Below are 12,325 nucleotides of genomic sequence, written 5' to 3'. Positions count from 1 at the left end.
CCATGAAAAAGAATAAAATCATCTTCTGGGTAGCCACCATCTTCCTGTTTCTGTTTGAGGGAGTGATGCCTCTATCAGCGCTGATCTTCGCGCCGCCTGCTGCTACCGCGGGAACCATCTACCTGCACTACCCGGAGTACTTTGCTTACGTGATCATCTTCTTCAAAGTATCGGGTTCGATCCTCCTGATGATCCCCAGGCTTCCAAGGCCATTGAAAGAGTGGACCTATGCGGGATTTGGTTTCAATTTCATTTGCGCCAGCATCAGCCACGTTGCGGTCGATGGATTTACATTCGTAAGCTTCTTCCCGCTGATCATCTTCGCCATTGCCGTGGTGTCTTACATTAACTATTTCAAAGTGTATGGCGACGCTCAGACAAAAGCGTTTCCCCATGGTTCGCTGGCGACAGCGTAGTATCGATAACTTACATACGGCTAATCAAAAAAAGGCTAAGGAGTTAAACTTCTTAGCCTTTTCATTTTACTGCAATGCGCCACGAATCGTTTTTATTTTGCCAGCACGTTCCGGATCTCTGCGGCGATACGGTCAAGATTACCTTCTGTATTACCGCTCGAAATAAACCTGATCACTCCGTTCTGATCGATCAAAATGTTTTTGGGAATGGGACTTGAGGCATACTGATCGAAAATAGTTTGCTCGGGGTCGATGCCTGCATTGAAGTCGATGCCATCATTTTTCAGCTTCGACATCTTCTTCTCCACCTTTTCACGGGCTTCACCGATCGAGACTGGAATAAAAACAAAATTCTCATTCTTAAAGGGTTTCAGGATCTTCGAAGGAACTTCGTAAAATTCCATTAAACAAGGTGCGCACCACGTAGCCCAGAAGTTGAGCAGAACAACCTTGCCTTTCAAATCTGCGAGATTGATCTTTTTTCCATCGATCATCTGAACCGCAAAAGCTTTGGCCGGGTCATTCACCTGTACCTTAAAACCATCGGCCATTACGGAATTTTTGCTGACAGCGTTCTCTGGCTCGGCAGCTGCCTGAACCGTTTTGGCTTCACTCACCGGATGCAACGATACAATCACTATAAATTCCTTTTCACCGATCTTGTCGCCGAACTTTTTTGCCAATGCGTCGCGCTCTTCTTCTGAAACTCCCTTGGCCATGGATTTAACGCGACCCTGTTTCGCATACCCATCAACCTTTGCCCTGTCGGCGAGCTCACCGTCAATGATCACCACATATTCTGGCTTCTTCGGTGTTTTTTCCTGTGCGTATAAAAAGCCGGTTGTACAAACGAAGAGTAAAATCAATATCTTTTTCATCGTATGACGTTTGTCTAAAAGATCTGCTTCTATATGACAAGAAACCGGGACAATTTTTTGTACTTCTGGCAAAGAACTACCCGATCTTCATCATGACAACGCACCCCTGAGCGTTTTTAACACTGGTTTGTTATTTGATTTTTCAATGACAATCTCCTTACACTGGTTGAACTTGGCAAAATCCAGGATCGCATCACCCATCTGGGCCACCATGGCCTTCGTCAGTTTTACGGACTCGAAGTGCAGGTTATGAACGATCAGCGTCTGCTGTTTCCGGTCGGCTTTTGAATCCATGCGTGCAACAAAGGTGTCGCCGATCAACACGGGTAACGAGAAGTATCCGTACTTACGCTTGGCCTGGGGCACAAAACACTCCACCTGGTAATCGAAGTCGAAGAAGTTCTTCAGCCGGTGCCTGTAAACGTTCAGCACATCGAACGGTGAAAGAATAAAAGCATCGCCCGACAGGTTGATCTTCTTGTTCCTGTATTCGGAAAGCATGTAGAGTGGCGATCCCTTGAGGTCGGTCACCTCCACCCTGCGCAGCTCGCCTTCTTCCACCATCTTCTCCAGTTCTTCCTTGATTGAATTCTTTACATAACGTCCTCTGAAGGCAATGTCTTTCGCATAACCTATGCCGAGCGCTTTTAACGACCGCCTGATCACGTGCCTTGAATATTCTTCACCGGTTGGCATCGTAGTATCGGTGCTGCTGGGGATCACATTCTCCGCGAGGTCATATACTTTCCTGAAATCTTTCTTTCTGAGCGTTGCCAGCCTCCCGTCAAGGTGCAGTCGTTCGAGGGCGATCTTCGACGGGCGCCAGTCCCACCACCCTGTGCTTTTGGTCACGCGGTCGTTTTCAAAATCGCTGGCCATGAGCGGACCTTCTCTAGAGATCCTGTCGAGCACTTTGTTCATCAGGTTAACCTCGGCCGAGGTCAGTGGTTTTCTCCGCGAGAGGAAGCTTGCTTTTACGGGCAACGAAAAACGGAAGTCGTGCATGGGGATGTATCCTGCGGCGTAGGTCCAGAACTCGAAGATCCGTCCCTCTGACTGAAGGTCGTCCAGCCATTCAGGTTTGTAACCAGGCACCCGCGCTGCAATGGCATGGTGGTGCGCGCGCTCTACAACGTAATTGGTATCGATCTGCAGAAAACCGAGATGGTCAATGAGCTTGTACACGGCTTCCTTGCCTTTGCCAAACTGAGCAGGTTTCGCCAACCCGGCTGCGTGTAAGATGATCTTGCGGGCTTGTGCTTTTGTGAGAATGATGCGGTCCATGGAATGAGTTACGACGTGGTCGCAATATTGTCAATATTTCGAAAGGGAGTCAAGAGTCAGCCGTCCGCAGTTCAGGAGGCTCCTAACGGAGCCGGGCGAATAAATTTGATCCATTGTCTATAAACAGAACGCTCCATCCGGAGCGGAATGCATTGAGCTCCGGATGGAGCTCCCTGTTTATAGAATGGAAAGGTGGTTCCATATTCGGCTCGATAGGAGCCACCTGAGATGGTAGCGATGAATGCGGTAGCGTGTGCGGAGCGAGAAATCTCCTTAAGCGAAGTACACTTCGGGAATCCTTCGCTCGCGTAATCTACCGCGCCACCATCGCTTCAGACGGTCTTCGAAGCAACCATGCCGGGCCACAACCCTTTGAGGGCTTTTCAGAGGGCAGCAATGCCGGATCAAGCACAGGCACCTGCAAAACCCTCAAAGGGTTTCTTCGAAAGGGAATGACGCGGACTACATAATTATTTTACCAGCTCCAATATCTTCTTTAACTGACGGAGATGCCGCTGCACGTGGCAGGCAGTGAACTTGAACCACTCATAGCGCGTAAGGAATCCCGTCTTCGGCAGCTCAAAATCGAGGCATAATGCATGCAGGTCTCGCTGCCGGATGGATTCCAGATGTCTGCTCTTGATGGAACGAAGGTCGTTCAGCGACTTGCTGACGGTAAACGGTCCGCGTTCTGGAACAATAAACTCCGGCGACTTCATCTTGATGGTATCGTCTGAGAACACTGCCAGCACAGGCGCGATGAGGCCATTGTATTCACGGTCTGCCGGCCTGGTGTTGGCATCCGGAATACCACCCGTTGCTTTCAGCACGTGATCAACCACCTGGCCACCCGTCCAGCTTCCTTCGAACGGCACCCTATTGAGCTGCTGGTCAGTGAAGCGAGCCAGCGTTTCATAAAATTCCGAGTATGCTGCTTCAATTTCCGCAGACAATTCCTCGCTGTCGTGCTGCATTACCAGCGCGGCATCCAGGGGCACACTGCACCGTAAATCGTGATCACCCACGTATTCTTCCAGGCAATATCCTTTTGGATCGATGCGCGGATCGGCGAGCAACGTCTGAAAAATTCCCTGGATCTGATCCATTTTTTTCTGCCAGTCCTGAACATATTCCGACAGAAACAACCCATGCCTGATGGTGAACTGTTCGCACTTCAACTTTTCAGCCTCGCTGGCGTACCGCTCTGATACTGCGGCTTTGTAGACGATCTCCTTCCCTGATGGATGTGAGATACCATAACGTTGTCTTTCCGCGGCGGATGACACTTTCGCGGCAAGCTTCTCATGAGCTTCCATCACACCTTGCGGGAAAGAAGAAGCCCTTACGCAGATCACTTCAATATCATTTTTCAAATACCTGATCTCCATTGCAATTGGGTTAAGTTTAACTTTGCAAAGATGCCGTGCAATTCACTTTAGGGCAGGGGCTGAACGCGACGATTTAGGGGGGTGATGGCGGCGCTGTTTAAGGGGTTTCTTCGAAGACAAATGGCCGTGGACTGTCGACCGTGGACCGTGGACTATAACAGCCCCTTCTCTTCCAGCGTAACCCTGATCTTCTTATGCGTGTTCCAGAAACGGGTTTCGATCTCGTTCATGGTCTTCTTGAATTCAGGATTGTTTTTGATGGTCTCGGTAATGGGGTCGTCATCATACAAAAGGATCCAGTACTGAAAGTTATCTTCTTTGGAAAAGAGCTTCATGTGTTCGAGCGATTTTTGTGTATCGCCCAGGTAAGCATAATATCCCGCAAGGTTCAGGTGTTTGTAGATAGTCCGGTCGTTGTCGGCATATTGCTTGAAGATCTTAAGATACGCTTCTGACTCTTCCTTCCGCCCTACCTTATCCAGCACATACGCGATCTTCATACTCTCATGTCTGTAGATGTCGAGCTTGAGGGCCTGCCTGAGCGCGATGAATTTCTTATAGTAACGATAGGCGTCATCATAATCACGCGTGAGGTAATGAACCTTGGCTACCTCCTGAAGGATATCCAGCCGTGTGGTATCCTTGCTCAGCGCCTTCAACAGCAGCTGTTTCGTTTGTTCCACATCCTTGTATTTGGCGAAGAGAATGTAGAACCTCACATAACCATAAGGATTTTCTGGGTTGTAGGCAATCGCCTTATCGATGTTGGTGAGTGCCTCGTCTATGAACCCGGTCTGGATGAGCGCATTGCTCAGGTGCAGGTAGTTGTAACTTGCGCTCACAGAATCAAGCGATGCAATGTTGAGCCGCACACCTTTCAGCGCATACTCCACGTACTTGCCCGTATTGGGTACATAATTGTTATAATAATCCGAAAGGAAATTGATCACCATCACCGAGTTGGGATTGTACTCCAGCGCCTTTTCAAAGTAAGGGCCCGCCTGATCGTATTGTTTCTCGTGCATGTAGTACACGGCTTTCGCCACCAGGCTGTTGGCGAGTTTTGAATCGAACAGCAACGCTTTGTCCGCATAGTTGTTGATCTCGCTGGTGTACTGCTTCTCGGCCTTAAAATAATCCAGGTAGAAATAAGCGATGGCAATCTCCGCGTAAGCGAGGGCAAATTCAGGATCTTGTTCTATCGCCTTTTTGTAGTACGATATGGCCATGTTCAGGTTGGCGCTACCGCCCTTGTTGGACACATCTCTGCCTTTCAGAAACAGGTCGTAGGCCACCAGGTTATCCGTTGGATTTTTTTCAATGCGTTGTGCTTCTTCCGGTGTGATGATGGCCTGGATCTCTTCAGCGATATTTTTGGCGATCTCGCGCTGCAGCTCGAAAATGTCTCCCGCTTTCCGTTTGTATTGCTGACTCCACAGGTGCTTGTCCGTGGTCCCTTCGATCAGCTGAATGTTCAGCAGTATCTGGTCGCCGATCTTCTGTCCGCTTCCTTCCACAAAATAATTGGCATTGAGCTCCTTCGACATTTCGGGGATGGTCCTGGAAGTATTCCTGTATTTTTCAGCCGAGGTTCTGCTGATCACTTTCAGGTCTTCTATTTTCTGAAGGTTGTTCAGGATGGATTCCATCAGCCCGTTGATCAGGTATACGTTGGTAGAGTCGTTGCTATCGTTCTTGAAAGGCAGCACGGCAATGGATCTTTCAAGCGCGGGAGCATCAGACGATGGCCACATAAAATACGCTGTGGTGCCAATGCCCAGGACGATGGCCAGGGCCACTGATATTTTCACCAGCAGGTTGCTCCTGGTAGCTGCCGGGATGCCTTCGGGCCAGGTAACAGGAGCGGCATCATTTTGCTGCTCATCCCGCTTTCCGGCTTCACCCGGCGGATAACCATAAAATTCACGGAAACATTTGATGAAATAAGAGGTGCTGTTGAAGCCCACCTGGTGCGACACTTCAGAAACGTTGAGGGAAGTGGTTTTGAGCAGCTCCATCGCACGTTTCAGCCGCACCTGGCTGATGAGCTGACTTACCGACAGGCTGGTGTGCTTCTTCACCTTGCGCAGCAGGTTTGACCGGCTCATGTTCATTTCATCGGCCAGCTCCGAAACCCCGAACTGCTCATTGGACATGTTCTTCTCAACAATGGCAGTGATCTGGCCCAAAAAGTCGTTCTCTATGGCATGGGTATCCGGCATGGAGGCAAGCGCTTTTTAAAGGCCTAATTTACCGTTTATACCACCCATTTGCATCAAAATTTATATCGATGCGTCATAATTTATACTGTTTCAAGCAAAGTTGATGGTTTTCTCAGCATATCTGCTTAGTGCTCCCGCACCGTGAACCGTTCTTTACACCATCAAAAAACACGGAACATTAAACCAAAAAATTTTATGAAAACACTGATCAGCACTTCAGGCTGCCTTATTTTTCTGGCCCTCCTGTTAATAACTGTTACGGCCTGTAACGATAAAAAGGAATCCGCTTCGGAAAACAACGCCACAGCTTCTCAACAAAAGGTGGAACCGCCCCAGATCGACATCCACACCGCAGTGGTCACCGGAAACCTTGACGCCGTGAAGCAACATATTGCCGCTGGCACCAACCTTAACGAAAAAGATCCGTTCGGCGGCTCAAGCCCCCTGATCTCCGCGGCAGTGTTTGGTAAAACGGCCGAGGCCCAGGCGCTCATCGAAGCCGGTGCCGACCTGAACTTCAAAAATAACGATGGCTCAACCGCGCTTCACTCTTCCGCCTTCTTCTGCCGGCCCGAGATCGTAAAAATGCTGCTGGACAAAGGCGCCGACAAAACGATCAAGAACAATTACGGCGCCACCGCTTACGAGACGGTTGCCGGACCGTTCACCGATGTAAAAAGTATTTACGACATGATGGGAAAAGTGCTCGAGCCGATGGGACTGAAGCTCGACTACGCCTATCTCGAAAAAACACGGCCCGAGATCGCTGCCATGCTGAAATGATCATTACCAAGCGCATCAAAGCCATGTCATCAGCAAGAAGATATGATATTGACTGGATCAGGGTGATCGCCATAGGCCTTCTCCTGGTCTATCACGTGGCCATAGGTTTTCAGGCCTGGGGCGTCATGATCGGGTTCATTACCAGCGACAAAACCTGGGACTCGTTATGGGTGCCCATGACCATGCTCAACGTGTGGCGGATACCGCTGCTGTTCTTTGTTTCCGGGATGGGTGTTTATTACGCCCTCCGGAACCGGAGCTGGAAAGAGCTGATGGCGGAACGGGCAGGGAGGATCCTGCTTCCCTTTTTCTTCGGCGCTATCGCCATTGTTCCCATTCACGTGTATCTCTGGCAGCGTTACTATCACCTCAACACGGCCTACACACCCAACCCGGCACACCTGTGGTTTCTCGGCAACATCTTTGTGTATGTAGTGGTACTGTCGCCCCTCTTCTTCTACCTGAAAAGAAATGAAAACGGCCCCCTGGCCAGGGCGATAAAATGGGTGATGAGCAATCCGCTGGGGATCCTGCTCGTCATGGCCGCCTTTATCGTTGAAGCCTGGATCCTGGACCCGAGGCCGTACGAAATGTACGCCATGACCTGGCACGGGTTCTTCCTGGGGCTGCTGGCGTTTCTCGCAGGTTTTTGTTTTGTGCTGAGCGGCGACGGCTTCTGGGAAATGATCAAAAAATGGCGATGGCTTTTTCTGCTCACCGCCGCGATATTGTTCACGCTCCGGCTCGTTCACTTCAAGTTAAACACGCCGTTCTACCTGCTGGTGGCCGAATCGCACTGCTGGATCATCTCCGTTTTTGCATTCGGTTATACTTACCTGAACCGTCCCGGCAAAGCGCTGCGTTATTTAAGCGAGGCTGCTTACCCGGTTTACATCCTGCACATGATCTTCCTGTATACGGCCTCATGGCTGATATTTCCGCTGGATGTTGCCGTACCCCTTCAATTCATCATGGTGCTGCTGTTCACTGGCGTGGGATGCTTCGCTGTGTATGAGCTGGTGATCCGAAGGGTGAATGTTATCAGGCCGTTGTTTGGATTGAAGCGGAAGTGATCAAACTGGATCGGGAATGTTGGTAACGGTTATTGGGCCGTGGTTGTTGGTGAAGAACACCAACAACGGCACACCAACATTGGCACACCAACATCGGCTCAAATGAATTCTTTCAAACGTGCTTCGCCAAGGAAAGCCCTTGTTTTTTTGGCTTGCTTCCGGAGCGCATGTTTTTGCTTGTTGTTCTTCTTGATCTTGTATCTCGGCTTGTTCGACTTGTAGCTATAGGTGGCCTTTGCCGATGAAGTGTTGTGGGGCCGTTTCTGGGCTGAGGCGCTGAAAGCCAACCCTGCTATTAAAATACCCGTGATCAGAATAATGGTTCTGAGCTTTCCCATATTTATTTGAAGGTTTGATTAAGTCTTGATAGGATCAACCGGCAAGGCGTATAATAAAAATATGCCAGCCTTTTTTGAAAAGGAGCCAGAAGTCAGGAGCAAGGAGCCAGGAGCGGATCCTGCCAATAGCATCACGTCACATAAGTGTGAACGTTTGAATTTTTTGATGTTTTGGGGATATGCGGAAAATAATTTAACAGCGGATGCGTGTATGGTACTGAAGGGCCGGGATAAAATATGGGGTATGATCGATTTGGGCTGTTAAGGATTCGTTAATTTTGATGAGCGCCACACAGGTCTATCCGGTAAGCGAAGGGCATGGCTGGCGGATTGGCCGTGTCGTAGATCCGTACGGGTCACCACTGAGAGATTGGCAAACAGCTCACATCATAGAACAACAAATGCACATGGATACAGCAAAAAAAATCAAAGTGATCGTTACAGGCGTCACCGGCATGGTGGGCGAAGGTGTCATGCACGAGTGCCTGCAACATCCCCAGGTCGAGTCTGTGCTGGTGATCAACCGCCGCCCCTGTGGTGTTACTCATCCCAAGCTGAAAGAGATCATCCACCAGGACTTCCTGAATTTCGCACCCATCGAAAGCCAGCTCAGCGGTTATGATGCCTGCTACTTCTGCCTGGGCATCTCATCGGTTGGCGTGGATAAGGATACTTATTACAAGATGACGTATACCCTGACGCTGCATGTGGCCGAAACGTTGAGCCGGCAAAACAAGGGCATGACCTTCTGCTACGTTTCCGGCAAGAGCACCGACAGCACCGAAAAGGGAGGCCTGATGTGGGCAAGGGTGAAAGGTAAAACAGAGAACGACCTCATGAAGTTACCTTTCAAACAGGTATTTGCTTTCAGGCCGGGATTTATGAAACCTACCGAAGGATTGAAGAACGCACTGAAGGCGTACCGCTATATGGGCAGGCTGTATCCCATCGGCCGCGCCTTGTTCCCCAACGCATTCTGCACTTTAAAAGACGTGGGCATCGCCATGATCCACACCACCACACTGGGATACGAGAAGAGGATCCTGGAAGTGCAAGACATCGTTGCCCTGGCAAATAGAAGCAGGCAGTAGGCAAAGGGCAGTAGGGCAATAGCAACAGGTTTCAAAAAACTGGAATAAGTTTGTTAAGGCGCGTTCAGAAGCTGAGGGTGTTGCTTTTAAAATTGATGGCGATGCCGTAACGGTTGAAAATATCGGAGCCGATGATGCCGGCGATCTCGATGTTCTCGTGGGTCTGGATGACGGACACAAAACTGTCCATATGTTTGGTGCGGAAGACCACATTCTTGAGCTTGAGCGGCCCCATCTCAACCGTACAGTTAAAAGCCTGGTTTATCCTGGCTTCACCGTGCAACCCCATTACATGGTCGTCATTTTTAATAAACGACTTGAACCCGAAACGGTCAGAAACGGACTGGTTTAGTATGGAACAGGATGCACCTGTATCGATAATAAAATAAGCGCGCTTGCCATTGATCTTGCCTTCAACCACGGGGATCCTGCCCACGGTGGTGAACCGAAGCTGTTTGTTTTCTCTGAGCGTTGCAGTTGACGCACAACTGCCTAACGTCAGTAACACCGCGAGACCGAGCATCACCCGGTGCGCATACGATATCCTCGGAAAGTAGCTCATGTTAAAGACTGGTAAAGTTTGATCATCATAACACTGTGTGTGTCGTTCTGACCATAAGACGTGCCTGTCGATACGGATTGTTTTCGACTGTTACAATCTTTTACAACCTTTTACATATCTCAACAGGTGGTGAAATTCCGTGACACAGTTATATGCACTGATCCCATAACCGGTCATTATTTCGGCGAATGCGGGCAGCTGATGTATTGACTCAAGCATGTATAAAGACGGGGTTTTGAAAAGGACTGACCGGAAAAACGTTCAGTCTGTCCATTTCTGCACATCCACCAACTCAGTGGTAATTGGTAACCGGTAATCAGTATTCAGTAATCGGTTTTGAGAGTTTACAAACCGATTACCATCACCTCGAGGCTATGCGCACAATAATTGCGTACAGGATGATGATCACGCCAAAGGTCAGCAAATAGCCATAACCATGTGACGCATCCGGCGCAGCAACTTTTCCATCGAGCATCTGGTATGATGGCACCGTCCATTTGATAAAGTAAGCCTGTGCCAGCACAATGAAGCTGATGAACGTCAGCATGAGGAAGCTGTGTTTCACGGTGAAACGGAACAGGTCGGATTCCTTTCCCACCAGCTGGCCCGCGGCGGCGGCAACAGCGATGGATTGTGGTGAGATCATTTTGCCTACCACGCCACCCGATACGTTGGCCGCTACCGTCACCACGGGATCAACGCCGATGGTGGTAGCCGTCTCACGCTGAAGTTTGGAGAACAACGCATTGGCGGATGTATCGGAGCCGGTGATGAACACACCCAGCCAGCCCAGCACCGGAGCAAAGAACGGAAAGAGCACACCCGTGCTGGCAAGGATCTCTGCCAGGGTGATGGTGATGCCGGAAGCGTTGAGGATGTACGCGAACGCCAGCACAGAAGCGATGGTAACGATCGGAAATTTCAGCTGACGAAGCGTGGCAAGAAAGACGCTTACCCCTTCGCTCAACTTCAGGCCCACCAGTGGTACCGCGATGGATGCAGCGATGAGCACTGCTGTACCGGTGGCCGACAGGTAATTGAATTTAAAAATCTGCGGCAACGCATTACCGTTTGTGTCAAGGATGGCACTGTGGATCAGGGGGATCTCGAACTGCACCATGCCCCATGCGTTGAGCACGCCTTTAATGGGCTGCATGCCCCAGCCGATGATCATCAGTGTTAATAAGATGAACGGAGACCAGGCCCGGAGTACCTGTGCGAATGAATATTTGTTCTCAACGTGGGGAGCCGTTGCCACTTCGCCATCGAAGCGCCATGGTTTGGCCGGTTTCCAAAATTTTAAAAGAATGACCAGACTGATGAGCGATCCGATCCCAGCGATCACGTCTGGCAGCGCCGGTCCCAGGTAGTTGGATGAGAACCATTGCAGCAACGCAAAGGAGATCCCTGAGACCAGGATCGCGGGAGAGATCTCCAGGGTCTTTTTGAAACCCGACATCAGCACCACGAGATAAAAGGGCAACACGACAGACAGCACTGGAAGTGTTCTGCCAACCATCTGCGAGATAGCCATCTCCGGGATGCCCGATACCTGCGACGCCACCGTGATGGGAATACCCACCGACCCGAAAGCAACGGGTGCGGTATTGGCGATGAGGCAGATGCCCGCCGCGTAAAGCGGATTGAAACCCAGTCCCACCAGCATGGCTGCCGTGATGGCCACGGGCGCACCAAAACCTGCCGTGCCCTCCAGGAACGACCCGAACGAAAATGCGATCAGCAATCCCTGCAATCTTCTATCGGCAGTGATGGAAGCCATAAAGTGTTTGATGATCTCGAACTGCCCGCTTTTAACAGTGATGTTGAAGAGGAACACAGCGGTGATCACGATCCAGCAGATCGGGAACAGACCATAGAGCGCGCCATGTACTGCTGAAAGCGCGGCGAGCCAGAGCGGCATACCGTACACAGCAACAGCGATGATCACAGCAATGAGCGTGGCGATCAGGCTGGCCTGGTATCCCTTCATCTTCCGGATGATCAAAGCCCAGAAAACAAAAATGATGGGGATCAGCGCCACCAGGGCAGATAAAACAATGTTATTAAATGGATCGATGACCTGTGTCCAATGCATGTTATACTGGTTTCGTGTATTGCGGCCTTCTCAAGTTAACGAATTCTTGCGCTTTTAATAATCCGTCTGACAAGATCACAACCCGGATCTTGCGGCGCCAGTCCTTTCGATAAGGGAAAAAATCATGCGGCCGGGTAAGTTATTTCCAACCCGCAAGAATCAGGTTTCACCCGGACTGTTGTCATGCCAATTTCG

At 50.1% G+C, this 12,325-nt stretch carries 11 protein-coding genes; 4 read left to right on the top strand and 7 right to left on the bottom strand.

Annotation, left to right across the window (positions count from 1 at the left end):
- Positions 1 to 2: 2 nt before the first annotated feature.
- Positions 3 to 416 carry a DoxX family protein gene (locus KK083_RS05840; RefSeq protein ID WP_254161667.1) on the top strand — a complete coding sequence of 138 codons (414 nt, stop codon included), beginning with the start codon at positions 3 to 5 and terminating at the stop codon, positions 414 to 416.
- 92 nt (positions 417 to 508) lie between these two features.
- Here KK083_RS05840 and KK083_RS05835 read toward each other — a convergent pair whose 3' ends face one another.
- The 4 genes from KK083_RS05835 to KK083_RS05820 form a co-directional block, all read right to left on the bottom strand.
- Complete coding sequence (locus tag KK083_RS05835) at positions 509 to 1,294, bottom strand: TlpA family protein disulfide reductase (protein WP_254161665.1); 786 nt, start codon at positions 1,292 to 1,294, stop codon at positions 509 to 511.
- A gap of 90 nt (positions 1,295 to 1,384) precedes the next feature.
- Positions 1,385 to 2,578, bottom strand: coding sequence for a winged helix-turn-helix domain-containing protein (locus tag KK083_RS05830; RefSeq protein ID WP_254161663.1), 1,194 nt, complete (start codon positions 2,576 to 2,578; stop codon positions 1,385 to 1,387).
- A gap of 470 nt (positions 2,579 to 3,048) precedes the next feature.
- Positions 3,049 to 3,966, bottom strand: coding sequence for a DinB family protein (locus tag KK083_RS05825; protein ID WP_254161661.1), 918 nt, complete (start codon positions 3,964 to 3,966; stop codon positions 3,049 to 3,051).
- A 152-nt stretch (positions 3,967 to 4,118) separates the two neighbouring features.
- A complete protein-coding gene (locus tag KK083_RS05820; RefSeq protein ID WP_254161659.1) occupies positions 4,119 to 6,188 on the bottom strand; it encodes a helix-turn-helix domain-containing protein in 2,070 nt (689 codons plus the stop codon).
- Between the two features lie 195 nt (positions 6,189 to 6,383).
- On the opposite strand from KK083_RS05820, the gene KK083_RS05815 reads away from it, so the two are divergent.
- Both KK083_RS05815 and KK083_RS05810 read left to right on the top strand, forming a co-directional pair.
- Positions 6,384 to 6,971, top strand: a complete 588-nt coding sequence (locus KK083_RS05815; protein ID WP_254161657.1) for an ankyrin repeat domain-containing protein — start codon at positions 6,384 to 6,386, stop codon at positions 6,969 to 6,971.
- A complete protein-coding gene (locus KK083_RS05810; RefSeq protein ID WP_254161655.1) occupies positions 6,968 to 8,044 on the top strand; it encodes an acyltransferase family protein in 1,077 nt (358 codons plus the stop codon). Before KK083_RS05815 ends, KK083_RS05810 begins: the two co-directional genes overlap by 4 nt.
- A gap of 98 nt (positions 8,045 to 8,142) precedes the next feature.
- On the opposite strand, the gene KK083_RS05805 is transcribed toward KK083_RS05810, so the two are convergent.
- Entirely contained in the window at positions 8,143 to 8,382 is a 240-nt protein-coding gene (locus tag KK083_RS05805; protein ID WP_254161653.1) for a hypothetical protein, read from the bottom strand.
- A 407-nt stretch (positions 8,383 to 8,789) separates the two neighbouring features.
- Between KK083_RS05805 and KK083_RS05800 the strand changes: the two genes are divergently transcribed.
- Positions 8,790 to 9,473, top strand: coding sequence for an NAD-dependent epimerase/dehydratase family protein (locus KK083_RS05800; RefSeq protein ID WP_254161651.1), 684 nt, complete (start codon positions 8,790 to 8,792; stop codon positions 9,471 to 9,473).
- A 64-nt stretch (positions 9,474 to 9,537) separates the two neighbouring features.
- Here KK083_RS05800 and KK083_RS05795 read toward each other — a convergent pair whose 3' ends face one another.
- Positions 9,538 to 10,035 (bottom strand): retropepsin-like aspartic protease, encoded by a 498-nt coding sequence (locus tag KK083_RS05795; protein WP_254161649.1) that lies wholly within the window; start codon positions 10,033 to 10,035, stop codon positions 9,538 to 9,540.
- Positions 10,036 to 10,396: 361 nt separating this feature from the next.
- The gene (locus tag KK083_RS05790; protein ID WP_254161647.1) at positions 10,397 to 12,130 is read right to left on the bottom strand and encodes an L-lactate permease; all 1,734 of its coding nucleotides are present in this window, start codon (positions 12,128 to 12,130) and stop codon (positions 10,397 to 10,399) included.
- Between the last annotated feature and the right edge of the window lie 195 nt (positions 12,131 to 12,325).

Source organism: Chryseosolibacter histidinae (assembly GCF_018598225.1).
GTDB classification, from domain to species: Bacteria; Bacteroidota; Bacteroidia; order Cytophagales; family Cyclobacteriaceae; genus Chryseosolibacter; species Chryseosolibacter histidini.
This window is presented reverse-complemented; position numbering and strand designations above follow the sequence as displayed.

Bases quoted from the DNA above. Each gene is read 5' to 3' on its own strand.
- KK083_RS05835 (WP_254161665.1), bottom strand. From the start codon at position 1,294: ATGAAAAAGATATTGATTTTACTCTTCGTTTGTACAACCGGCTTTTTA.
- KK083_RS05795 (WP_254161649.1), bottom strand. From the start codon at position 10,035: ATGAGCTACTTTCCGAGGATATCGTATGCGCACCGGGTGATGCTCGGT.
- KK083_RS05815 (WP_254161657.1), top strand. From the start codon at position 6,384: ATGAAAACACTGATCAGCACTTCAGGCTGCCTTATTTTTCTGGCCCTC.
- KK083_RS05830 (WP_254161663.1), bottom strand. From the start codon at position 2,578: ATGGACCGCATCATTCTCACAAAAGCACAAGCCCGCAAGATCATCTTA.
- KK083_RS05840 (WP_254161667.1), top strand. From the start codon at position 3: ATGAAAAAGAATAAAATCATCTTCTGGGTAGCCACCATCTTCCTGTTT.
- KK083_RS05825 (WP_254161661.1), bottom strand. From the start codon at position 3,966: ATGGAGATCAGGTATTTGAAAAATGATATTGAAGTGATCTGCGTAAGG.
- KK083_RS05820 (WP_254161659.1), bottom strand. From the start codon at position 6,188: ATGCCGGATACCCATGCCATAGAGAACGACTTTTTGGGCCAGATCACT.
- KK083_RS05800 (WP_254161651.1), top strand. From the start codon at position 8,790: ATGGATACAGCAAAAAAAATCAAAGTGATCGTTACAGGCGTCACCGGC.
- KK083_RS05790 (WP_254161647.1), bottom strand. From the start codon at position 12,130: ATGCATTGGACACAGGTCATCGATCCATTTAATAACATTGTTTTATCT.
- KK083_RS05810 (WP_254161655.1), top strand. From the start codon at position 6,968: ATGATCATTACCAAGCGCATCAAAGCCATGTCATCAGCAAGAAGATAT.
- KK083_RS05805 (WP_254161653.1), bottom strand. From the start codon at position 8,382: ATGGGAAAGCTCAGAACCATTATTCTGATCACGGGTATTTTAATAGCA.